Raw genomic sequence first — 21,973 nt, forward strand, 5'->3', positions numbered from 1 at the left:
TATTTCTGGATTAGAATAAATTATCTACTGCCTTACAGAAGATGTGGCCGATCAGGATATGCATTTCCTGAATACGGGCTGTAACATCATCTGGTACAATAATATTAAGATCGCATAAATTATTCATCTGTCCGCCGTCTCTTCCGGAAAGACCAATAGTTTTGCAGCCCAGTTCGCGGGCTGTATGCAAAGCCTGAATAATATTTGGGCTGTTACCACTGGTTGATATCGCTATAAACAGGTCATCCGGACCTGCAAAGGCTTCCAGTTGTCTGGCAAATACTCTTTCAAAGCCGTAATCATTACTGATTGCCGTTAAAGCAGAGGTATCTACAGTCAGGGCTATCGCTGGTAAGGCTTTGCGTTCTTTAACATATCTTCCGGTTAATTCTGCCGCGATATGCTGGGCATCAGCGGCACTGCCGCCATTACCTGCTACTAATATTTTTCCTCCTGCAAGAACGGTTTCTGTAACTAATTTACATCCGTTTTCTATAGCCGGAACCAATGTTGCAATTACCAGGTCTATTGTTTTTTTATGAAGGATAAGTTCTTCTGATACCATTAGTTGTTTGTTTTGATTGCGGCTATAATTTCATCAACCGTTGTAGTTGCACTGCCAATATGCTTAATCACAATTGAAGCAGCGTAGTTAGCAACATGACAGGCTTCCTCAACTGTCATGCCTAAAGTGAGGCAATAGGCCAAAGTGGCAATAACCGTATCTCCGGCTCCGGTAACGTCATAGACTTCGGTTGCCATAACCGGTAAGATCTGATGATCATCGGGAGTGATGATAGCTATTCCTCCTTCAGAAAGGGTAACAATTAAATAGGCTGCCTGGGTGGTGTTAAATATAACTTCGGCAGCTTTTACCAACTCCTGCGGGCTATGTATTTTATCTGTCTTTGCTGCTTCTGCAAGTTCTTTGCGGTTAGGCTTGATGATAAATGAACCTTTGTATTTGGTATAATCCAGTCCCTTGGGATCAACAATTACTCTCTTTTGCAGCTTGTTGCAGTAGTCAATGATGTCCAGACACAGACTTTTGGTCAGGAGTCCTTTGTTATAATCAGAAAGAATAATGATGTCACTGGCTTCAATATGTGCATAAAGTGCATTCAGGAAGTCTTTTTCCAGTGCTTCCGGAATATCATGAGTTTCTTCATGATCAATTCTTACAATCTGGTGAGTAGATGCAATTACCCTGGTTTTTACTGTAGTCGGACGGGACTGATCTGTTAAAATAAGCCGGGTATCTATGTTTTTGGTACGGAGTATGGCTTTGATTTCTTCTCCAAAGCTATCTTGTCCGGTAACACCAGCCAGTGATACCTGTGCGCCTAAATCAATCAGGTTACTGGCAACGTTTGCTGCACCACCAATTATTTTGTTTTCTTTTTTAACATTGACTATAGGTACAGGTGCTTCCGGTGAAAGTCTGGACGCATTGCCAAGGATATAATGATCCAGCATCAGGTCACCTATAACAAGGATTTTAGGCTTTTGAATCTGATGGTGTGCATTATATAATTTTTCTGCAAGCATGCTAATGGGTTAATTTTCAAAGATAGGTATAAAGGGGTTATATGCCGGTTTTTAAACCGTTAAAAAAAGCAGTAATTTCAGCTAAAGTAGATGCATTAAGACATTGTTTAGCCTGTAATCCTCCTTTTCTGCCAATATAAACTCCATAATGCATATCTCTGAAGCCTTCCATCCGGTGCGCATCCGGGTTAACCGAAAGCAATACGCCTTTTTCCAGCGCATAGCGATGCCATCTCCAGTCCAGGTCTAAACGCAAAGGGTTAGCATTGATCTCAATGACCACCTGGTTTGCGGCGCAGGCGTCAATCACTTTGGCATAGTCTATAGGGTAACCTTTACGGCTTAACAACAGACGTCCGGTTGGGTGACCTAAAATGGTGGTATAAGGGTTTTCTATAGCTTTGATTAATCTGGCTGTTGCTTTTTCCTCATCCATCCTTAAATTACTGTGGACAGATGCAACAACAAAGTCAAAGGTTTTTAAGATGTCGTCACTATAGTCAAGAGATCCATCATTCAGGATATCACTTTCTATTCCTTTAAATATTTTGAATGGTGCCAGCTTTTCATTGAGGGCATCAATTTCTTTATGCTGGGCAAAAATACGCTGCTCATTTAACCCGTTGGCATAAAAGGCTGATTTAGAGTGGTCACACATACCCAGGTATTCCAGGTGGAGTGTGTCTTTACAGTAAACGGCCATTTGTTCAAGGGTGTGTACACCGTCACTCCAGGTCGAGTGATTGTGAAGACTTCCTTTAAGATCAGTATAGGTAATGAGTTGTGGTAAGCGGTTTGCTTTGGCCAGCCCTATTTCATCAAGACCTTCTCTGAGTTCCGGAGTTACAAATTCAAGACCTGCTTTGGTATAGATTTCTTCTTCGTTGGCAAATGGACCATTTCCGGAAAGTTTCAGTACTTCCTGTACATGGGCTTCATTACCAGTTAGGGTAAACAGATTCAGATAGAAGTCTGTTTTAGGGTAGATATGTAATTGTATTTTTAGTCCGAAAGTACTGCTGGCAGTAAACAGGTTGTCTGTTTGCTTTTCAAAGGAGAGGTCTGTAAATGCACCAAGGCCACTGATGATAGCTGCAGGGTTTTCTGCACCGATCACAAAATCCAGTTCTTCGATGGTTTCCAGATACCTGCGATATTCTCCTGCAATATTGAATAAGGTATTCTTTTCAATAGTATCCAGCCATGACTGAAGATCTGCGGAAAGAGTGGCAACCAGTGTTTCTGCCTGTGCATACAGGAATTTACCTTGTGCAGCCATTTTAAACTCGATAACCTTTTTGATTTCTTCCTGAGTTTTCAGACCAAAACCTTTGGCTTCTATCAGGCGGTTTTCATTACAGGCATAATAGAGTTCACCGATATTTTCAATACCAAGGTCTTTCCAGATCACAACGATCTTTTTTGGACCAATCCCTTTGATACCCAGCATCTCCACAATACCTTCCGGTGTTTCTGCAAGAATCTGCTGGAGTTCTGTCATAGTCCCGGTCTGCAGTAATTCCCAGACTTTCGCTGCAGTACTTTTACCAAGACCATCGATTTTTTCGATTTCGTCCATGGTTTTGGTACTGATTGCGTAGGGTAGCTTATCTACTTTGAAGGCAGCATTTGCTATTGACTTTATTTTGAAAGGATTCTCGTTATGGAGCTCCATTAACTGAGAAAGGAGTCTGAGACTGCGGGCTATGGTTTTATTTTCCATTTGATGCAAAAATAAAGAAAAAAAGATGAAGGGTAGATTGCCTGCTAAAAAAAACATAGCCTGGTTTTTCAGTGCAGGCATCTGCCTGGTTATTTCATTTTAGCTCTGATGTTTGTGAGATTGGCCGGTGCATCAGTCAGGACAGCATCTGCACCAAGTTCTCCGGCTTTTTGATAGTCCTGCTCATTGTTAATCCCAAACAGGATGATTTTTATTTTGCCGGATTTACCTTTAATAGTTCTGATCAGTTCTTTGTCCCAGAGATCAATGGTGACAGGGCTGCTGCCTTCACCCAGGGTAAGTGCTTCATTGATGGTGAAGCTGCGTTGTAATTCAAAACCTATCCAGGTTACGCTGGTATCAGGAGCCTGGTATTTCCTGTTGATCCGGTAATCCAGCAGCCGCTGACGGGTTAGTTCTCTGGCTTCAAATACCCTGGCTTTTGGCCATGCTTTCAGCGCATTCAAATGTGCTATACTTGTAGAATAAAAGATGACACGATTCCAGGCATTCAGTTCATCCAATACTCTGGCTATACTGCGTACCAGTATCCCCGGAGGCAAGGATTTCATATCCAGTGTAATAGGAATATCAGAAGGAATAGTATTCAGGGCTTCTCTGAGTGTAGGAATATGCAACGGCAGCTTGCGGTAAGGAAAGCCTTTATCCGGCTGGTAATTCCAGGCTGCATTGAGTTTGTTCAGCTCCTTTAACGTGAAATTTTCGATTTTGCCTTTTCCGTCTGTCCATACGCTGAGATCATTTGGGTGATATAGCACCGGGACACTGTCTTTACTGACCTGAATGTCCATTTCTACTGCATCGGCTCCTTTTTGCAGTGCATTATTGAACGCCAGCAAGGTATTTTCAGGAAAATCATTCTTGCCGCCACGATGGGCAACGATCTGAGGAGATTTAGTTTGGGTTGAGTGCTGGCGAAGTGAAGCACAGGAGCTGAGGGCAACAGGGATGATGGCCAGTACCGTGATTTTGAGTAGAAAATTTTTCATACGAATTGATGGAAGAATCGGAATAATAAACTAAGAATTGCTTAAATTGTAACGGAATGTTTACCCGCGATATTGTAAATCGGGGTAATAAAAGCAATTATTCCTCTAGTTTTTATGAAAATGATTAAATATCTGAGAAAAACCGCAATATACATTTTACCTGTATTACTGATTACGGGAATGTTTTCCTGTTCCAAGGATAAAGGGATAACTGATACGCCACCATCAGTAAAGAAGGATGGGGCTGCTGATACATTAAATACCTTATTCCGGAACGCTTACCGGGTATATGAAATGCAGCGCAATGTGAAAGGAATTTACAGGGATTCAAAATTGTTTAACGGGACTGATTATCATCCGTCTTCTGTAGCTAATATCGGAATCGGGCTGGTCTCACTTTGTGTTGCAGACCGGATGAAATGGATTCCTGATGGCAGCCAGCAGGCGATTACCACGCTGAGAACTATACTGGGATGGGATAAAACTTTCAAACTGGATGTCAATAGTGCTGGTTTTCCCCGTCATTTTGTGAATATGGAAACCGGGGCCCGGGAGTGGAATTCTGAATACAGTACGGTTGATGCAGCGATTATGGTTTCGGGTGCATTGTTCTGCAAGAATTATTTTAGCGGAAACCCGACAATTTCCGGACTTGCTGACTCTTTGTATAAATCTATCGACTGGTCTAAGGCTATTGCTGATCCGGTTACCGGTAAATTATTTCTTACCCTGGATGCTGATGGTAAAGGAATAGGTACTACTTCGGTATACAATGAATATATGCTGCTTGCCCATCTGGCTTATAAAGCTGAAAATGGTAATACGGGCCCTGCGACTTCTTTATGGACTAATTTTTATGCCAATCCGGCTAATTTACCTAAATCGAATTATTCCGGTAAGGAAGTACTGACAGATTATGCCGGTTCATTCCTGTCTGATTTTATCCCTCAGTTCTGTTATTATTTATGTCAGCCTTATTCGGCTAGTCCGGTTTATATGAATTACATGAAGAATTCGATGCTGGCTGATAAATTATGGTGGATCACCGCTGGTGGGACGGCGGTTTATGAATGGGGGCTGGGTGCTGGCAGTGATCCTGCCGGTTATCAAGCCAACAGGATTAATGATAATGCAGGCAAAGTAGTTTCCCCGCATATCGCAGGTGGCTTTATTCCGGTTAATGCTGAGGCAAAGAATGATCTGGTTAGTTTGTACAGAGCTAATAAAGGGGTTTATACACTTCCTGGAACAACTGATCAGATCTTGTGGAGATATAGTGTAAAAGATCCGGCCTGGAGAGCTAATGAGGTTCAGGGGATTGATTATTCAACTATGCTTTTTGGACTGGCTACTTTACCTGAGCATTGTGGAAAGGACTTTTTTACCACTTACAATAATTATAAATTCCCGGTTTATTCGTTTGTAAGTGCAAGATAATAGCAGAAAACCCTGGATTTTGTTCCTGGTACTGTTCATTTAAATGAAAAAGGCCTTTTAACAGATTCAATTGTTAAAAGGCCTTTCCTGTTTATGCTGATCCTGTTACTGAATCTTAATCTCAAATGGCATTCTGGCCTGAACACCGCTATTGATAACTACTTTTTTCAATTGCTGATATAGCATGAAGTTATCACCGAATTCCTGTTTTGCATAATACATCCTTACGTTATCGCCTGCATCAGACAGGAAAGATTTTAAGGGGTCCATTTTCTCAGGATATTCAACAACTCTGTAATTGCTGAGTTTCGCTTTCTTGCCAGCAGCAGCTATAGCATCATTGAAGCTACCTATTCTGTCAGCCAGACCAATTTTAACTGCGTCTGTGCCAACCCAGACATGTCCGCCGCCAATGGAGTCTATATAAGCCTTTGATCTCTTACGTCCATCTGCAACACGGGTGATGAAACTGTCGTAGACATGATTAACATCTGTCTGGATAATTAATCTTTCTCCCGGAGTTAACGGACGGCTGGTACTCATGATATCAGCATACTGACCGGTCTTTACACCGTCGAAAGTAATTCCTATTTTATTGGTTAACAGATTCTGGAAATTCGGGATAATACCGAATACGCCTATAGAACCGGTAATTGTATTCGGCTGTACAAAAATAGAGTCAGCTGCACAGGCAATATAATAACCACCTGAAGCGGCTACATCTCCAAAAGAGGCAATAACCGGTTTTACTTTTTTACTCAGTACAATTTCTCTCCAGATCACATCAGAGGCCAGTGCACTTCCGCCACCTGAGTTTACACGGAGTACTATAGCTTTAATTTTGTCATCCTGTCTGGCTTTTCTGATCGCACGGGAAATTCTTTCTGAACCAATGGATTCATCATTTCCTTCACCACCTGTAATATCGCCATTGGCATAAATGATAGCAATTTTGTTTTTGCTGTCACTATTGTCTTCTTTCTGATTCGCGGCGTAATCATTGATAGTCACTGTAGCGATAGTTTCTTTCTGACCTGTTCCACTCAGCGTTTTAAGCTCATCAATCACTTCGTCTTTATATTTCAGTCCATCTACCATTTTATAGGTTAGGGCGTCTTTAGGAGCCTGAATCCTGTAAGTATCAGCCATTTTATATAAACTGTCTTTCGGGATGTTTCTGGACAGGGAAATTCCTTCTAAAAAGGTATTGTAAAGACCACCCAGATAGGCTGTAACCTGCTGACGGTTATAATCACTCATTTTATCATTAGTGAAAGGCTCTACAGCACTTTTATAATTACCAACGCGGATAATCTGAGCTTCTACACCCAGTTTTTCCATGGCTCCTTTGAAAAAGGTGAGCTGAGAGCTAAAGCCTTTGAATTCCAGAGCGCCTTGTGGGTTCAGGTAAACTTTATCAGCTACTGAAGCCAGGTAATAGGCATCCTGAGTATAAATCTCACTGTAAGCAATGATTTTTTTCTTACTTGTTTTAAAATCAATTAATGCATCTCTGATTTCTTTTAAAGTTGCTTTTCCAGCTCTTGGTGAGCTAACATTTAAATAGATACATTTAATATTATCATCTGTTTTTGCTCTTTTTAATGCTCTCATCAGATCATTAAAACCAAGACTTTTGCCTGAATTTGAACCGATGATTGGCAGGTTATCCAGTGTTTTATTCGGAGTACGTTCCTTAATAGTCTGATCCAGATTAAGGTAGAGTACTGAATTGCTGACCACATCTACAGTTTTTTCTTTGTCTATCGAAGAAACTATAGCAACCACGGTAACTATAAAAAGCAGGGCAATAATCACGGTAGAAAGCAGTATTCCTACAACGGTGGCAAAAACATATTTAAAAAATTCTCTCATGTAGATGTTTAATATTTAATTTGTAAATATATTAAATGAATTAGCTTTTTATATGGGGTTGGAGTGCGAAATAGTTTATTTGTTACTGGGAAGTAACCTGGGAGAAAGAAAAGAGCTGATTCATGAGGCAATTTCTAAAATTGGAGAAAGGATAGGAACAGTGGTCTCAAAATCAGCTATGTATGAAACTGCGGCCTGGGGAAATGCAAATCAGCCCTCTTTTTTGAATGTTGCAGTGGCTGTGGAAACAAAAATGACTGCTCTTGAGGTACTGGATGCTGCTCTGGCTATAGAACAGGAGCTGGGGAGGGTAAGACTGGAGAGATGGGGAGCCAGACTGATCGATATTGACCTGGTTTTATACGGACAGGAGATTATCGATGAGGGTGAGCGCCTGCAGGTACCTCATCCAAGAATGCACGAACGTAAATTTGTACTGGTACCTCTTGCCGAAATTGCCGGGGAAGTGGAACATCCGGTTTTCAAACAGCATATTTCAGTTTTGTTAGCGTTATTAAAGGATAATTTAAAAGTGTCAAAAATATCATAAAATTGTTTTAGGTTCATCTGATGAGGCTATTTATAGCTAAAAAGAAGAAAAAATAAATTATCAGATGAATTTTAGACAGTTTCTATAAATTTATTAGTTTTGTTTCAAATGATTGACAAAGAAAAAAATAATAGCCCCCTTGATTTGTCTTACCTCCGGGACATGTCTGGTGACAGTGCCGAGTTTATGATTGAGATGATTGATATGTTTAAGGTACAGACACCTTTATACGTAGCAGATCTGGAACAGTCGTACGAGGCTCAGGACTGGGAAAAGATGGCGGGTTATGCACATAAAATAAAACCTACACTGTCATATGTAGGTAGAGAAGATGCCCGCGGACATCTTCAGCTGATTGAGAATAATGCCCGTGATCTGAAAGATCTTTCGGCAATGCCTCAGGCCATCAAAGAACTGAATGATTTTGTACACATCCTGTACAGACAGCTGGATGAAGCAAAGGCTGAACTGGCCAAAAGACTTTAGAAAAATGTATAAAAAGCAGAAAGCTGTAAATAATCATTATTTACAGCTTTCTGCTTTTTATACTATAGGGTATAACCGGTTTATAATTTGGGTTCGCGTCTGAAATGTAATACCGATAAACTGATATAAAGTACCAGTACAAATGGTATTGCCGCAAATTTCAGAAACCCGATCAGCACTGCTGACAGCATAAGGAAGATAAACTTTATTTTGTTATGTTTCCATTCCAGTGAGCCAAATTTCAAAGAGAAGATCCTGATTTCACTGGTGAGCAAAAAGCTCATGATTACTGTAATTGCAACCAGCAGAATAGAGGAACTGATCAATCCGGGGTAATCTTTCTGGATAAAAGGCAGAGATACAATAAACAGGGTATTCATTGGTGTATTTAAGCCTATGAAATCTTCTGTCTGTCTGGTATCTATATTGAATTTAGCCAGTCTTAATGCCGAAAATATGGTAATCAGAAAACCCAGGTAAGGTAAATAAGGCGAAGAGAAATCACTCTGTGCAAGTAACTGGAACATCACTACACCAGGCAGGAATCCGAAACTTACCATATCCGCCAGGGAATCCAGTTCTTTACCAATCGGGGATTTAACATTCAGTAATCTGGCTACAAAACCATCAAAGAAGTCACATATGCCGGATATTAACACGGCATATGCTGCAATATTTAAATCACCTTTAAATGCAAAAACCACGCCTATACATCCCGAAAAGAGATTGGCGCAAGTTAATGCATTGGGAATGTGCCTTTTCATATCTGACTAGCTGTTCATGGAAATTAAGAACTCTTCGTTGGTTTTTGTGTTCTTTATTTGCGCCTGAACAAACTCCATAGCTTCCTGTGCATTCATATCTGCCAGGTGGTTACGTAGGATCCATACTCTTTGTAAGGTATCTCTGTCATGTAATAAGTCGTCTCTGCGGGTACTTGATGCTGTGATATCAATAGCAGGGAAAATACGTTTGTTAGACAGTTTACGGTCTAACTGTAATTCCATATTACCTGTTCCTTTGAATTCTTCGAAAATTACCTCGTCCATTTTAGATCCTGTATCTGTTAAAGCAGTTGCTAAAATAGTTAATGAGCCACCTCTTTCAATATTACGTGCAGCTCCAAAGAAACGTTTTGGTTTGTGTAATGCATTTGCGTCCACACCACCTGATAAGATTTTACCTGATGCAGGAGCAGTTGTATTATAAGCACGTGCAAGACGTGTAATTGAGTCCAGCAGGATAACCACATCATGTCCGCATTCTACCAGACGTTTTGCTTTTTCCAATACGATATTGGCAATTTTAACGTGACGTTCAGCCGGCTCATCGAATGTAGATGCAATTACTTCTGCACGTACGCTTCTTGCCATATCAGTAACCTCTTCCGGACGTTCATCAATCAGTAAAATGATCAGATATACTTCAGGATGGTTTTTAGCGATTGCATTGGCAACTTCTTTCAGGAGGTTGGTTTTTCCTGTTTTTGGTTGTGCAACAATCAAACCACGCTGACCTTTACCTATCGGGGTAAACAAATCAATGATACGGGTAGAATAGTTATTGGTTTCTGTGAAAAGATTTAATCTTTCCGTAGGGAACAAAGGAGTAAGGTAGTCGAAAGGAACCCTGTCTCTTACATCAGCAGGTAAACGGCCATTGATAGTTTCTACTCTTACCAGCGGGAAATATTTTTCACCTTCTTTTGGAGGGCGGATACTTCCTTTAACTGTATCTCCGGTTTTTAAACCGAAAAGTTTGATCTGAGACTGTGAAACGTAAATATCATCAGGAGAGGAAAGGTAGTTGTAATCTGCCGATCTCAGGAAACCATATCCGTCCGGCATAATTTCCAATACGCCTTCATTGGTAATGGTATTATCGAAATCCAGGTTTGAATAACTGTTTTCGTTTTGTTTCTGATTATTATTGTTGCCGTTATTACCGTTATTGTTGTTTTTCTGTCTGTTGTCTTCTCTTACAGGTTTTGCCTTTTTAATTTCGGTATGTGCTGTAACAGGTTGCTGAACGTTAGATCTTTCTGCCGTTTTTGGTGCAGGAGCAGCATTTTCTGTCTTCACATTTCCCTCAGTGATAACTGGTGCAGCTTCTGGCTGTGCCTGTTCTTCCTGTTGAGGTGCGTCAAATAAAGAAGCTCTGTTAAAGTTAGCGTTGTTATTTGCCGCTGGCGCTGCTTCCGCTTCGTCTTTAGCAATACGTGTTCTTTTTCTGAGAGGCTTTTCTGCTGTTGCAGCCGGGGCTGCTGCCGGAGCAACTTTAGGTGCTTTTGATTTAGCTGCTTTAACAGGATTTTCTCCTGTGGCCTCATCATTAACTGCCGCTGCAGGAGCATCAGTTTGAGGAGTAGCTTCAGCTTGTTGTTCACTAATTTGATGAATAACTTCAACCAATTCAGCTTTACGCAAATCATCAGCATTCAAGATCCCCTGAGATTTTGCTAACTCCCGCAATTCTGCAGTAAGTTTTTCATTTAATTCTGTTTTGTTAAACATTATGTGGGTGTAGAGAAATTTTATATAAACGTATTTATCTGTATATCAAAGCAAAAAAATGCAATTACGAATTTGAAAATAGAACAAATTATTGTGAGATTTTCTGGAATGATCAGATAAATTGTTGAGAATTATGCTGCAATTGTATGTATTTGTATTCTAATCTCCAAGGAAAATTTAAAATTGTTATAAATATTTTACTTAATAATGTGTAAAACTCATCTCAAATAGGGACTTAATTGCTGTAGAAATTTTGGCATATTTGCGCATAATCTAAGCCCAAATGAATAAGAAGCAACTATTTGAACAAATTCAATCGAAAAAATCATTTTTATGTGTCGGACTTGATCCTGTATTGGAAAATGTTCCAAAACACCTGTTGAGTTTTGAAGATCCGATACTTGAATTCAATAAACAGATTATTGATGCCACTAAAGATCTTTGTGTTGCCTATAAACCAAACACAGCATTCTATGAATCAAGGGGTTTGAAAGGCTGGGAAACTTTACTGAAAACATGGGCTCATATTCCTGAAGATATTTTTACCATTGCGGATGCAAAAAGAGGAGATATCGGAAATACTTCTGCGATGTATGCGGATGCTTTTTTTAGTGAGGAAAAGTCCGGAATGAGTTTCGATGCGGTTACGGTTGCACCTTATATGGGCAGAGACTCTGTCGGACCTTTTTTAATGTATGCAGATAAATGGGTGATTTTACTGGCGCTGACTTCAAACGAAAGTCACAGTGATTTCCAGTTATTTGAAAATAAAGAGGGTAAACTTTATGAAGAGGTAATCAGGGTGTCTTCACAGTGGGGAAACAGTGATCAGCTGATGTATGTGGTAGGAGCTACCAGAGGGACTGAATTTGCCAATATCAGAAGACTGGCTCCTGATAATTTCTTATTGGTGCCTGGTGTTGGTGCACAGGGGGGAAGTCTGGCTGATGTTTGTGAATTCGGACTGAATGAGACCTGCGGGCTACTGGTCAATTCATCAAGAGGTATTATCTATGCTGGTAAAGGGGAAGATTTTGCTGAAAAAGCAAGAGAAGAAGCTTTGAAATTGCAGCAGGAAATGGAAGTGATTCTGGAAAAAGCAGGATTATTGTAAATTCTGCTTTTATTCCGGCAGCTTCTTCAGATAAAAAGAAATTTTGTTCTGAGAAAAAATGCTTAAATTGCTTTTAGCATTGATGTGTAGTGTTATTCCGATTTGGGGTATGATTATTGCATTTGTATGTTATTAAATAAAAAGCATGTTTCAGAGCATCGTTACCTATTTCGAGAAGCAAAGTTTTGGGGTCTGTACTTATATAGCGGATCGTTTTAACATGTCTATCAGTAAAATCAGATTATTCTTTATCTATTCTTCTTTTCTGGCAGTAGGTTTTCCTATTGTATTCTATATTATGGCTGTACTGATTTTAGATGTACGTCACTATATAAAAAGGATCAGACAACGGATTTGGGATTTATAAATTTATTATTCTGTTACAAATTATAATAACAGGGGTCATACAACTATATATTTTATATTTGTTGTTTATTAATACAGTTACGAAAAATGTCGTTAAGGGGAAACCAATTTAAATCTAATTCATTCAAGAACGAATACGGGGAGAAGTCAGGTTCAAAAGCATCATCCAAAGAGCCAAGATTGAGATTTGAACGGATGCCCTCACTGAATTTTCAGGATGAAAGGGTTTTGAAAATTGCAGGCTTGTTTTTTCTGATCCTGTCTGTCTACTTCCTGGTGGCTTTCACTTCTTATCTTTTTACCTGGCAGGAAGACTACAGTTATGTCATTGATGCAAACGGGGGCTGGAGTAACCTTTTCAAGACCATGGAAGAGTTGCAACAGCATAATATTCCTGTTGTGGTGCAAAACTGGCTCGGTAAATTCGGAGCGCTGTTATCACATCAGTTTATCTATGAGTGGTTTGGTGTAGCTTCCTTTCTGTTTGTTTTTGTTTTCTTTGTGATAGGCTATCGCCTATTGTTTAAAGTGAAAATATTTGCGCTGGAAAAAACATTGGGTTACAGTTTGTTCTCCCTTCTTTTTCTGTCACTGACTTTTGGGTTCCTGCATTCTTTCTTCCTGGATTCTCCGCATTACCTGGAAGGTGAAATAGGGTACTGGGCCAACAAATTGCTGGTTGCACAGATTGGTGTTACCGGAGTTGGCGGACTAATTGCTTTTCTGGGGCTGACAATTTTAATTATTGCCTATAATATTGACTTTAAATTTCCGGAGAGAGTGCGTAAGGTTGAAGAAGAAGAGGAAATCATTACCGAAACAGGTAATTCTTTTTCTGGCTTTAATTCTGCGTCAGAGAGAGTTTCTCCTGCTCAGGCAGAACGTCCATCGCCTGTGGCAGCTCAGGAAAATGAAAGACGTGCTGATCAGGTAGAGTTCACCTTAAATGACAGACTGGCATCAGAGCGTAAAAAAGAACAGCAGAATATCACACTTACTCCGAATCGTTTTGAAGAAAAAGAAGAGGAAGAGCCAGAGGTGATTGTACCAAAATCACCGGTGTTGAATGTGATGAATGCGCCGATTATTCTTTCTCCGACTGTTGAACCGATTAAGGAATTGATTTTTGAAGAAGTGAAACCAGTGCCTCAGCTGACTATTGAGAAAACTGAAGAGGAAAAGAAATCTGATGAGCTGATTGAACAGTTTGGTAATTATGATCCTACGCTGGAACTTTCCAGTTATGTCTATCCGAATCTTGAGTTATTGGAGAACTATGGGTCGAATAAGATTTCTGTAAATGCGGATGAGTTAGAGGCAAACAAGAATAAAATTGTTGAGACGCTTAATCACTATAACATAGAGATTGATAAAATCAAAGCTACCATAGGCCCAACGGTGACACTTTATGAAATTATTCCTGCTCCGGGAATCAGGATTTCAAAAATCAAAAATCTGGAAGATGATATTGCACTGAGTCTGGCTGCTTTGGGGATTCGTATCATTGCGCCAATGCCTGGAAAAGGGACTATCGGTATTGAGGTTCCGAATCTGCATCCGGAGATGGTTTCTATGAGAAGTATTCTGAGTACTGAAAAGTTCCAGAAAACGGACATGGATCTGCCAATTGCTTTAGGTAAAACTATTTCGAATGAGGTTTATATCGCCGATCTGGCAAAAATGCCCCATTTGCTGGTAGCAGGAGCAACCGGACAGGGTAAGTCAGTTGGTATTAATGCTATCCTGGTTTCTCTGCTTTACAAAAAACATCCTTCACAACTGAAATTTGTATTAGTCGATCCAAAGAAAGTGGAGCTGACCTTATTTAATAAGATTGAAAGACACTTCCTGGCTAAACTTCCCGGAGAGGCTGATGCGATTATTACTGATACTAAAAAGGTAATTCATACTTTAAATTCACTTTGTATTGAGATGGATCAGCGTTATGATCTGTTAAAAGATGCAATGGTGAGGAATCTGAAAGAATACAATGATAAATTTATCAAAAGGAAGCTAAATCCGAATAATTCACATCGTTTCTTACCTTATATCGTATTGATCGTGGACGAGTTTGCGGATTTAATGATGACTGCAGGTAAAGAGGTGGAAACGCCGATTGCACGTCTGGCACAGCTGGCCCGTGCGGTAGGGATTCACCTGGTGCTGGCTACACAGCGTCCGTCTGTAAATATTATTACTGGTACAATTAAGGCGAATTTCCCGGCAAGGCTTGCTTTCAGGGTATTATCTAAAATTGACTCGAGAACTATTCTGGACAGTGGGGGTGCAGATCAGCTGATCGGACGCGGGGATATGTTATTATCTACTGGAAATGATCTGATCAGGTTACAGTGCGCGTTTGTGGATACACCAGAAGTTGATCGTATTTCTGAATTTATTGGTAACCAGAGGGGGTATGCTGAGGCTTATCAGTTACCTGAATATCTTGATGAGGCAGCAGAATCTGCCAAGTCTGATTTTGATCCGGATGATCGTGATGCGATGTTTGAGGACGCGGCGAGATTAATTGTCATGCATCAGCAGGGTTCCACTTCTCTGATACAGAGAAAGCTGAAATTAGGCTATAACAGAGCGGGCAGAATTATTGATCAGCTGGAGGCTTCGGGCGTGGTTGGTCCGTTTGAAGGTAGTAAGGCAAGGGAAGTATTATTGCCTGATGAATATGCTTTGGAACAGTTCTTGAACAACCTGAAGAAATAACATTAAAGAGCAAATGAAGAAGATATTAGTTGCGTTACTGATTTTATCAGGTATAAGTTTTGGGGGTTATGCTCAGCAGGATGTTAAAGCAAAGGCTATTTTAGCAGAAGTAAGCAAGAAATACAGGTCTTTTGATGTGGTAAAAGCAGAGTTTGCTTTTACGCTGGAGAGTCCGCAGAATAAGGCAAAGGAAACTCAGCAGGGCACATTGATCGCGAAAGCTGCTGCTAATAAATATAAAGTGATCATGACTGATCAGGATATGATCAGTGATGGGAAAAGTCAGTGGACTTACTTGAAAAAGGATAAAGAGGTACAGGTTTCGGCAGCTGATAACAGTGGGGATGCGCTTAATCCTGCAAAGATCTTTACACTTTATGAAAAGGGGTTTAAATATCTTTATACCGGTGATCAGAAAACAGGAGCGAAGGTTTATCAGCTGATAGATTTATCGCCGACAGATACTAAGAAATCATATTTCAAGATCAGACTGAGCATTGATAAAGCTGCGAAACAGCTTGCCAGCGTTTTGATTTTTGATAAAAACGGAAATAAGTATACATATGTTATCAAGTCATTTGCAGCTAATGCAAAGGTTCCTGAATCAACTTTTACGTTTGATGCAAGGAAATATCCTGGTGTAGAAGTAGTTGATTTACGTTAATTATCCAAAAAGAAATTTGGGGTTTGGACTTCTGTCTAAACCCCTTTTTTTTGTTATTTTTGGTCAACATTGGAGTCTGTTCAGTCAGGCTCATATAAATCAGCTGCTTTTGAAAATTACATTTTTAGGTACTGGCACTTCCCAGGGAATTCCTGTGATTTGCTGCAATTGCGAAGTTTGCCAATCTGACGATCCAAGGGATAATCGTCTGCGGGTATCTGTATTGATAGAAACGGATGACAAGACAATTGTGATAGATAGCGGACCTGATTTCAGGTATCAGATGCTGCGGGCCCGTGTAAAGGATCTGGACGCGATTGTATATACGCATGAGCATAAGGACCATGTGGCCGGATTGGATGATATACGTCCATTTAATTATCTGTTACAAAAGAATATTGATGTTTATGCAACTGAGCGGGTTCAGGAAGCCCTGAAAAGGGAGTTCTCCTATGTTTTTGCAGAGAAGATATATCCTGGAATCCCGCAGATCAACGTGCATACTATAACAACAGAAAACTTTTATATTGGAAAAACGGAACTGATCCCTTTGCCTATTATGCATTATAAGTTGCCGATTCTGGGTTTCCGGATCAATGATTTTACTTATATCACAGATGCGAAGACAGTACCGGAAGAAACTATAGCCAAAATAAGAGGAACAAAGGTACTTGTTGTAAATGCTTTGCAGATGGAAGACCATATTTCTCATTTTACTGTGGCCGAAGCTATTGCTTTTGCACAGGATATTGGTGCAGGGATAACTTATTTTACGCATATCAGTCATAATATGGGGAAACATGAGGATGTAGAGAGAGAATTGCCGGCTAATATCAGGCTGGGCTATGACGGATTGGTTATAAACTTATAATTTTTAAAATATCTGTTTGAAGTAATGCGAATAAATCTATATTTGCAGCTCTGAAAATACCCGGGTGGCGAAATTGGTAGACGCACCACCTTGAGGGGGTGGCGCTTGCAAAGGCGTGGCAGTTCGAATCTGCTTCCGGGTACTAGCCGGAATCGAACACATCGATTCCGGCTTTTTTATGAACTTCCGGGCTTTAAACTGTTCTAAATTGTATTCAAAGTATTCCTGCTCGGGGGTACTTCAATTAAAAATTTATGAGATTAATTTTTACTGCTATTTTATCACTATGTTTTACTTTAAGTTTTAGTCAAACCAAATCTAAAACAAATGTAGTTTTGATTGGGGTTTACCATTTTAATAATCCTGGTTTTGATCAGGGTAAAATAAATGAACGTAATATATTGTCAAATGAAAACCAAAATGGCCTTGAGAGAATTACCGACAAACTGCTAAAAACATATAAGCCGAGTAAGGTCTTTGTCGAGTATGATTATGACAAGAGAGACAAGCTCAATGAAATGTACCGTTTATACAAATTTGCTAAACCCTATTATAAAAAGGACACCTTAAAAGAGGATTATTATAAAAGATTTTATGCAGAAAACGAAATATTCCAGTTTGGATTCAGGCTGTCGAAAAAGGCAGATAACGATTTGATTTATGCAATGGATTATGACAAAGTCCCTATCAGGTTTGACCTGATCAAATCAAAAATATCCCAAAATTCAGCCTTGCATTTTAGCAACTACCAAAATGAGATTGCAGCATTGGAAAATTTTATGAACGATTGTGTAAGCAAAAATTCACTTGAAAATGTTTTGAAGTGTCTGAATTCTGATGAACAGTACCGGTTGAACAAAGGGCTCTATATATCCTTTTTGAATAAGCTTAATAAAGATTCTGATTTCTTTGGCTCTGAACTCGTAGCGGGATGGTACAAAAGAAACTTGATTATGTATGCAAATATACAAAACCAGGTTTCGGCCTCAGATAAAAATATAGTAATTATTGTGGGTGCTGGCCACGCAGCAATAATGGAAGACTTTATTAAAGCGGATCCAAAATTTAACCTGATTAGAATTGACAAGATTTTGTAACTAAAATAACTAATCAGGCAATTTTTGAGCAAGGGGTCTTGTTGATGAAAATTGTTTGCTATGAAAATATCCTTTTCATAGCTTAACTTTTGATTTGATGATTTAAAGAAGCCTGAAGAAGATAATCCAACCTTTTTAATAACTTGTCCAACGCTATAAGCAACAAATTCAAATGGAAGGAATACCGGTAAGACATCTCACCACTCAGAAAGAACCTGATTTTTCAGGGAGTTTTAGTATTCGGAATCTTACTGAATTACTTGCCGGACAGGATATGATCCAGGAACTTCACAGACATGATTTCTTCTATATACTTATTCTGGAAAAAGGAACCGGTAATCATGAAATAGATTTTGTCCCCTATACAATTACGGATAATTCAGTTTTTTTTATGCGTCCTGGTCAGGTACATCAGCTTGTGCTTAAAGCAGGAAGCATCGGTTATCTCATGGGATTCAGAGATGAATCAGGTGATAAAACATCAGGCCAGTTATTACGCAGTGCGGGCAACAGTAACCATTATCAGCTTGATGCAGATGGGATTCAAAAACTCCTTACGCTATCAACCTCTGTCTTTCATGAATATAATAACAAAAAAGAAAGATATCAGGAGGTTATTAAAGCAAATATGCAGGTTTTCTTTATTGAACTTATCCGGCAGCACAATAGCAGTCCTTCTGCTCAGGTCAATCTGTACAGGCAGGAACAGCTCGAGAAGTTTCTGGAACTTTTAGAAACGCATATTTTCAGCCATAAACAAGTATCTGAATATGCGGACATGCTGAATATTTCCGTTTATCAGCTTAATGCTATCGCTAAGACAACACTAGGGAAAACCAGCTCAGAACTGATTAACGAATATATTTTACTCGAAGCTAAAAGATGTCTTCTGGCAACTCCCAGTCAGATCAATCAGATCGCCTATCGTTTGGGGTACGAAGATGTTTCCTACTTTATCCGCTTTTTCAAAAAGCATACGGGCTATTCTCCTGAGTCATTCAGACATAACTTTAGATAAATCCTGTTCAACTGAGTTTTTGTCCTATCCCTCAGTTTCCCTTCTGAATTACTTTTGTATAAGAAAAAGGAATTCATAAAATTAATTATCAGGGAATGAATACAAAAGCCAAATTAATTACCTCATTAAAAATATGGATAGTGATTTATCCAGCTATCACGCTGTTCCTGTACCTGTTCGGTAAACCTTTAGCTGCATTTCCATTATATCAGAGAACGCTTTTGCTGACAGTCTCTCTAGTCCCTTGTATAGTGTTTATTGGCTTACCTCTGATTAATTTTATCATCAGCCTTATCTCGGCTGAGAAGAATGATATGAGTAAATAAGGACATTATTGCATGAAAATTTTAAACTGGAAAATATGAGTAAATCTTGGGATGATCTATACAGAAATAGCTGGGATGACCGGTATAAAGAACAGGAATATGTTTATGGGAAAGGTCCTAATCTGTTTTTTGCAGAATGGCTTCAGAAATTTGAACCAGGATCTATACTGATGCCGGCAGATGGGGAGGGCCGAAATGGAGTATTTGCAGCCCGTAATGACTGGAAAGTAACCTCACTGGATCTTAGTACTGAAGGAAGAACAAAAGCGCTGCAACTGGCAAAAGAGAACCAGGTTACACTGGATTATATGGTAGGTGATCTGGAGGAGCTGCATTTTGAAAAAGAATCATTTGATGCCATCGGGCTTATCTATGCACATTTTGCTGCCGAAAAAAAATCTTTATTTCATCAGGAACTGGATAATTATCTCAAACCGGGTGGGGTGATCATTTTTGAAGCTTTCAGTAAAAAGCATCTGGAGTTAAACAAACTTGATCCTAAAGTTGGCGGGCCAAAGGATATTGATATGTTATTTTCGAAGGAAGAAATAGCAGCCGATTTTGAAAATTACGAGATACTGCTGCTGGAAGAAGAAGAAGTCCTTTTAGACGAAGGAAAGTATCATATAGGAAAAAGTTCTGTGATCAGATTTGCAGGCAGAAAAATTTCATAATTACCATACAGTTTCAGAACAACTAAATCAGATAGCGGTTCTCTGAACCATTCATTATAAAATAACAAATTTACATTTACACGAATGAAAATAATCATTGTAGGCGCAACAGGAACCATAGGGAAACATGTTGCAGGTGCTTTAGAAAAAGATCATGAGATCATAAGAGTCGGTTTAAAAAGCGGGGATATTCAAACAGATATTACTTCGCCGGATGCCATAGAAAATCTATTCAGGCAAACAGGTCCATTTGATGCATTAATATGCACAGCAGGAGATGCATACTTTGGTCCCTGGAAAACGATGACTGATAAAGAGTTCAGATTAGGCATTGATAGTAAATTAATGGGACAAATCAATCTCGTACTTATCGGACAAAAATATATCAGACCTAAAGGTTCATTTACATTAACCTCTGGTGTGCTGACAAATGATCCGGTTCTGGGTGGTGCTAATCCAGCTGCTGCCAATGGAGCAATTGAGGCTTTTGTAAGGTCAGCGGCAATTGAGCTGGAAAACGGTGTGCGTATTAATGCAGTAAGTCCTACGGTAGTGGAAGAATCACCAAAATACTTTTCTTTCTTCCCGGGACATATTCCTGTAACCATGAAACAGGTTATATACGGCTATCTTAAAAGTGTGACTGGCGCAGGTACAGGACAGGTCATAGAAGTTTTATAAAACAGAACCTGTATTATCCGCAGATCATTAGGCTTAATGATCTGCGGATAGGTCTCAGACAGAAATTGTCAGATACTGTCCCTGATTTATACTGTTTCAGTTTCCAGTATAGTCTTTAGCTGCGATGCAAAGCCCAAACCCCACTGGTCAAGAGCAGAAATCAGGGGTAAGATAGATTCACCTGATTCAGTAAGATAGTATTCAACCCGTAAAGGAGTTTCATTATATACTGTTTTGCCTAGAATCCCATGTAATTCCAGTTCTCTCAACTGGTTTTGTAATACCCGTCTGGTAATTCCATTAACAGCATTAACAAGATCTCTTGGGCGTTTCTTCCCTTTTGAAATTTCATCCAGTAAACAAAATTTCCATTTAGAACCCACTACTTCCATTGCAACAGTAAGGCCGCAATCATAATCAATTGGAATTTTTCGCTGATACATATGTTCAATGCTTTCTTTAGAATTGTAAATTAATAATCCGGGGATATAAAACTGTTAGTGATTAATTTATCACTATATGATTAATCAGACCCGTATTGTGCGACGAGTTTATGAGTTTCATCTTTGCACAGACAAATTTATTTAATAAACATAAAGATTATACTATGAAAACTCTTGTCATTATTATTCACCCTGATCCTGAAAATTCAGTAATCAACAAGCGATGGGTTGCAGAATTAAAGAAATACCCCGAAAAGTATGTTATACATGATTTATACAGCGTATATCCGGACGAGAAAATTGATGTTGAAAAAGAACAAAAACTGATTGAAGCTTATGATAATATTGTATTCCAGTTTCCTTTTTACTGGTTCAATTGCCCTCCTTTATTCAAAAAGTGGCTGGATCTGGTATTAACTCATGGCTGGGCTTATGGTAAAGGAAGTGAGTATAAGTTAACCGGGAAAAAAATCGGACTGGGTATTACAGCTGGAATCAACAAAGAAGATTATGCTCCATCTGGAAGATATAAATATACACTTGAGCAACTGACGTCGCCATTTGAGGTTACTTTTGATTATGTAAGGGCAGATTATAAATCATTCTTTGCTTTCTATGGGGCTGAGTACCAAGCTACTGAAGAAATAGTTGAAAAAAGTGTACATGATTATATATTTTTTCTCATGTTTGTGAAATAATAACTCGTAAGTCCTGGTTGTATGCTTAATAAGACTGTTGTGTATATTTAATTTACAGCAGCCTTATTTTTTTTCTTCCATGGGAGAATATAGTTTGAGAGTGAATTTGAGCAGGAAGCTTAATGATTTGTTCATATCGGGTTAGTTTATATGTGGGC

22 protein-coding genes and 1 tRNA gene are annotated in these 21,973 nt (G+C 39.3%); 15 read left to right on the forward strand and 8 right to left on the reverse strand.

All coding sequences use genetic code 11. The features are described from left to right. Window positions 1-10: 10 nt before the first annotated feature. The 4 genes from gmhA to PL_RS21740 all read right to left on the reverse strand — a co-directional run bounded on the left by gmhA (window position 11) and on the right by PL_RS21740 (window position 4,281). Window positions 11-565, reverse strand: a complete 555-nt coding sequence (gene gmhA, locus PL_RS21725) for a D-sedoheptulose 7-phosphate isomerase (RefSeq protein WP_041877576.1) — start codon at window positions 563-565, stop codon at window positions 11-13. Then, window positions 565-1,548, reverse strand: a complete 984-nt coding sequence (rfaE1, locus tag PL_RS21730; RefSeq protein WP_052495976.1) for a D-glycero-beta-D-manno-heptose-7-phosphate kinase — start codon at window positions 1,546-1,548, stop codon at window positions 565-567. The genes gmhA and rfaE1 overlap by 1 nt, the downstream gene beginning before the upstream one ends. Window positions 1,549-1,585: 37 nt before the next feature. Next, window positions 1,586-3,271: a DNA polymerase/3'-5' exonuclease PolX gene (locus PL_RS21735; protein ID WP_041877810.1), complete on the reverse strand. Its 1,686-nt coding sequence runs from the start codon at window positions 3,269-3,271 to the stop codon at window positions 1,586-1,588. Between the two features lie 89 nt (window positions 3,272-3,360). Then, entirely contained in the window at window positions 3,361-4,281 is a 921-nt protein-coding gene (locus PL_RS21740; RefSeq protein ID WP_041877575.1) for a glycerophosphodiester phosphodiesterase family protein, read from the reverse strand. A gap of 114 nt (window positions 4,282-4,395) precedes the next feature. Between PL_RS21740 and PL_RS21745 the strand changes: the two genes are divergently transcribed. Further along, window positions 4,396-5,718: a hypothetical protein gene (locus PL_RS21745; protein WP_235324403.1), complete on the forward strand. Its 1,323-nt coding sequence runs from the start codon at window positions 4,396-4,398 to the stop codon at window positions 5,716-5,718. 105 nt (window positions 5,719-5,823) lie between these two features. Here PL_RS21745 and sppA read toward each other — a convergent pair whose 3' ends face one another. Continuing rightward, window positions 5,824-7,593, reverse strand: coding sequence for a signal peptide peptidase SppA (sppA, locus tag PL_RS21750; protein ID WP_041877572.1), 1,770 nt, complete (start codon window positions 7,591-7,593; stop codon window positions 5,824-5,826). Window positions 7,594-7,645: 52 nt separating this feature from the next. Here sppA and folK point away from each other — a divergent pair, with 52 nt between their 5' ends. Together folK and PL_RS21760 are read left to right on the forward strand one after the other, a co-directional pair. Next, window positions 7,646-8,143, forward strand: coding sequence for a 2-amino-4-hydroxy-6-hydroxymethyldihydropteridine diphosphokinase (folK, locus tag PL_RS21755; protein WP_041877571.1), 498 nt, complete (start codon window positions 7,646-7,648; stop codon window positions 8,141-8,143). Between the two features lie 108 nt (window positions 8,144-8,251). Next, window positions 8,252-8,629, forward strand: a complete 378-nt coding sequence (locus tag PL_RS21760; protein WP_041877569.1) for an Hpt domain-containing protein — start codon at window positions 8,252-8,254, stop codon at window positions 8,627-8,629. A gap of 80 nt (window positions 8,630-8,709) precedes the next feature. On the opposite strand, the gene pssA is transcribed toward PL_RS21760, so the two are convergent. After that, window positions 8,710-9,393: a CDP-diacylglycerol--serine O-phosphatidyltransferase gene (gene pssA / locus PL_RS21765; protein ID WP_041885259.1), complete on the reverse strand. Its 684-nt coding sequence runs from the start codon at window positions 9,391-9,393 to the stop codon at window positions 8,710-8,712. Between the two features lie 6 nt (window positions 9,394-9,399). Next, a complete protein-coding gene (gene rho / locus PL_RS21770; RefSeq protein ID WP_041885256.1) occupies window positions 9,400-11,142 on the reverse strand; it encodes a transcription termination factor Rho in 1,743 nt (580 codons plus the stop codon). Window positions 11,143-11,425: 283 nt separating this feature from the next. Here rho and pyrF point away from each other — a divergent pair, with 283 nt between their 5' ends. From pyrF to PL_RS21825, 11 genes are all read left to right on the forward strand, one after another. Beyond that, window positions 11,426-12,256 carry an orotidine-5'-phosphate decarboxylase gene (gene pyrF / locus PL_RS21775; protein WP_041885252.1) on the forward strand — a complete coding sequence of 277 codons (831 nt, stop codon included), beginning with the start codon at window positions 11,426-11,428 and terminating at the stop codon, window positions 12,254-12,256. Between the two features lie 145 nt (window positions 12,257-12,401). After that, on the forward strand, window positions 12,402-12,623 hold the full coding sequence (locus PL_RS21780; protein WP_041885250.1) for a PspC domain-containing protein: 222 nt from the start codon (window positions 12,402-12,404) through the stop codon (window positions 12,621-12,623). Between the two features lie 86 nt (window positions 12,624-12,709). Then, window positions 12,710-15,343: an FtsK/SpoIIIE family DNA translocase gene (locus PL_RS21785; RefSeq protein WP_041885249.1), complete on the forward strand. Its 2,634-nt coding sequence runs from the start codon at window positions 12,710-12,712 to the stop codon at window positions 15,341-15,343. A 13-nt stretch (window positions 15,344-15,356) separates the two neighbouring features. Further along, complete coding sequence (locus PL_RS21790; RefSeq protein ID WP_041885247.1) at window positions 15,357-16,007, forward strand: LolA family protein; 651 nt, start codon at window positions 15,357-15,359, stop codon at window positions 16,005-16,007. A gap of 109 nt (window positions 16,008-16,116) precedes the next feature. Further along, complete coding sequence (locus PL_RS21795; RefSeq protein ID WP_041885263.1) at window positions 16,117-16,878, forward strand: MBL fold metallo-hydrolase; 762 nt, start codon at window positions 16,117-16,119, stop codon at window positions 16,876-16,878. Between the two features lie 58 nt (window positions 16,879-16,936). Then, a tRNA-Leu gene (locus PL_RS21800) sits at window positions 16,937-17,020 on the forward strand. Window positions 17,021-17,132: 112 nt separating this feature from the next. Beyond that, window positions 17,133-17,975 carry a DUF5694 domain-containing protein gene (locus tag PL_RS21805; protein ID WP_041885246.1) on the forward strand — a complete coding sequence of 281 codons (843 nt, stop codon included), beginning with the start codon at window positions 17,133-17,135 and terminating at the stop codon, window positions 17,973-17,975. A gap of 172 nt (window positions 17,976-18,147) precedes the next feature. Continuing rightward, complete coding sequence (locus PL_RS21810; protein ID WP_041885244.1) at window positions 18,148-18,993, forward strand: AraC family transcriptional regulator; 846 nt, start codon at window positions 18,148-18,150, stop codon at window positions 18,991-18,993. A gap of 95 nt (window positions 18,994-19,088) precedes the next feature. After that, complete coding sequence (locus tag PL_RS21815; protein ID WP_041885242.1) at window positions 19,089-19,319, forward strand: hypothetical protein; 231 nt, start codon at window positions 19,089-19,091, stop codon at window positions 19,317-19,319. 35 nt (window positions 19,320-19,354) lie between these two features. After that, complete coding sequence (locus PL_RS21820; protein ID WP_041885239.1) at window positions 19,355-19,993, forward strand: class I SAM-dependent methyltransferase; 639 nt, start codon at window positions 19,355-19,357, stop codon at window positions 19,991-19,993. A gap of 84 nt (window positions 19,994-20,077) precedes the next feature. After that, complete coding sequence (locus tag PL_RS21825) at window positions 20,078-20,674, forward strand: short chain dehydrogenase (RefSeq protein WP_041885234.1); 597 nt, start codon at window positions 20,078-20,080, stop codon at window positions 20,672-20,674. An 86-nt stretch (window positions 20,675-20,760) separates the two neighbouring features. Here the strand turns inward: PL_RS21825 and PL_RS21830 are convergent, their stop codons facing one another. Then, window positions 20,761-21,117, reverse strand: coding sequence for a winged helix-turn-helix transcriptional regulator (locus PL_RS21830; RefSeq protein ID WP_041885231.1), 357 nt, complete (start codon window positions 21,115-21,117; stop codon window positions 20,761-20,763). Window positions 21,118-21,281: 164 nt separating this feature from the next. On the opposite strand from PL_RS21830, the gene PL_RS21835 reads away from it, so the two are divergent. Beyond that, window positions 21,282-21,815: an NAD(P)H-dependent oxidoreductase gene (locus PL_RS21835; RefSeq protein ID WP_348620375.1), complete on the forward strand. Its 534-nt coding sequence runs from the start codon at window positions 21,282-21,284 to the stop codon at window positions 21,813-21,815. The last annotated feature ends 158 nt before the right edge of the window (window positions 21,816-21,973 follow it).

Origin of the sequence: Pedobacter lusitanus, assembly GCF_040026395.1 — a bacterium.
GTDB classification, from domain to species: domain Bacteria; phylum Bacteroidota; class Bacteroidia; order Sphingobacteriales; family Sphingobacteriaceae; genus Pedobacter; species Pedobacter lusitanus.

Bases quoted from the DNA above. Each gene is read 5' to 3' on its own strand.
- gmhA (WP_041877576.1), bottom strand. From the start codon at position 565: ATGGTATCAGAAGAACTTATCCTTCATAAAAAAACAATAGACCTGGTA.
- rfaE1 (WP_052495976.1), bottom strand. From the start codon at position 1,548: ATGCTTGCAGAAAAATTATATAATGCACACCATCAGATTCAAAAGCCT.
- PL_RS21735 (WP_041877810.1), bottom strand. From the start codon at position 3,271: ATGGAAAATAAAACCATAGCCCGCAGTCTCAGACTCCTTTCTCAGTTA.
- PL_RS21740 (WP_041877575.1), bottom strand. From the start codon at position 4,281: ATGAAAAATTTTCTACTCAAAATCACGGTACTGGCCATCATCCCTGTT.
- PL_RS21745 (WP_235324403.1), top strand. From the start codon at position 4,396: ATGAAAATGATTAAATATCTGAGAAAAACCGCAATATACATTTTACCT.
- sppA (WP_041877572.1), bottom strand. From the start codon at position 7,593: ATGAGAGAATTTTTTAAATATGTTTTTGCCACCGTTGTAGGAATACTG.
- folK (WP_041877571.1), top strand. From the start codon at position 7,646: ATGGGGTTGGAGTGCGAAATAGTTTATTTGTTACTGGGAAGTAACCTG.
- PL_RS21760 (WP_041877569.1), top strand. From the start codon at position 8,252: ATGATTGACAAAGAAAAAAATAATAGCCCCCTTGATTTGTCTTACCTC.
- pssA (WP_041885259.1), bottom strand. From the start codon at position 9,393: ATGAAAAGGCACATTCCCAATGCATTAACTTGCGCCAATCTCTTTTCG.
- rho (WP_041885256.1), bottom strand. From the start codon at position 11,142: ATGTTTAACAAAACAGAATTAAATGAAAAACTTACTGCAGAATTGCGG.
- pyrF (WP_041885252.1), top strand. From the start codon at position 11,426: ATGAATAAGAAGCAACTATTTGAACAAATTCAATCGAAAAAATCATTT.
- PL_RS21780 (WP_041885250.1), top strand. From the start codon at position 12,402: ATGTTTCAGAGCATCGTTACCTATTTCGAGAAGCAAAGTTTTGGGGTC.
- PL_RS21785 (WP_041885249.1), top strand. From the start codon at position 12,710: ATGTCGTTAAGGGGAAACCAATTTAAATCTAATTCATTCAAGAACGAA.
- PL_RS21790 (WP_041885247.1), top strand. From the start codon at position 15,357: ATGAAGAAGATATTAGTTGCGTTACTGATTTTATCAGGTATAAGTTTT.
- PL_RS21805 (WP_041885246.1), top strand. From the start codon at position 17,133: ATGAGATTAATTTTTACTGCTATTTTATCACTATGTTTTACTTTAAGT.
- PL_RS21810 (WP_041885244.1), top strand. From the start codon at position 18,148: ATGGAAGGAATACCGGTAAGACATCTCACCACTCAGAAAGAACCTGAT.
- PL_RS21815 (WP_041885242.1), top strand. From the start codon at position 19,089: ATGAATACAAAAGCCAAATTAATTACCTCATTAAAAATATGGATAGTG.
- PL_RS21820 (WP_041885239.1), top strand. From the start codon at position 19,355: ATGAGTAAATCTTGGGATGATCTATACAGAAATAGCTGGGATGACCGG.
- PL_RS21825 (WP_041885234.1), top strand. From the start codon at position 20,078: ATGAAAATAATCATTGTAGGCGCAACAGGAACCATAGGGAAACATGTT.
- PL_RS21830 (WP_041885231.1), bottom strand. From the start codon at position 21,117: ATGTATCAGCGAAAAATTCCAATTGATTATGATTGCGGCCTTACTGTT.
- PL_RS21835 (WP_348620375.1), top strand. From the start codon at position 21,282: ATGAAAACTCTTGTCATTATTATTCACCCTGATCCTGAAAATTCAGTA.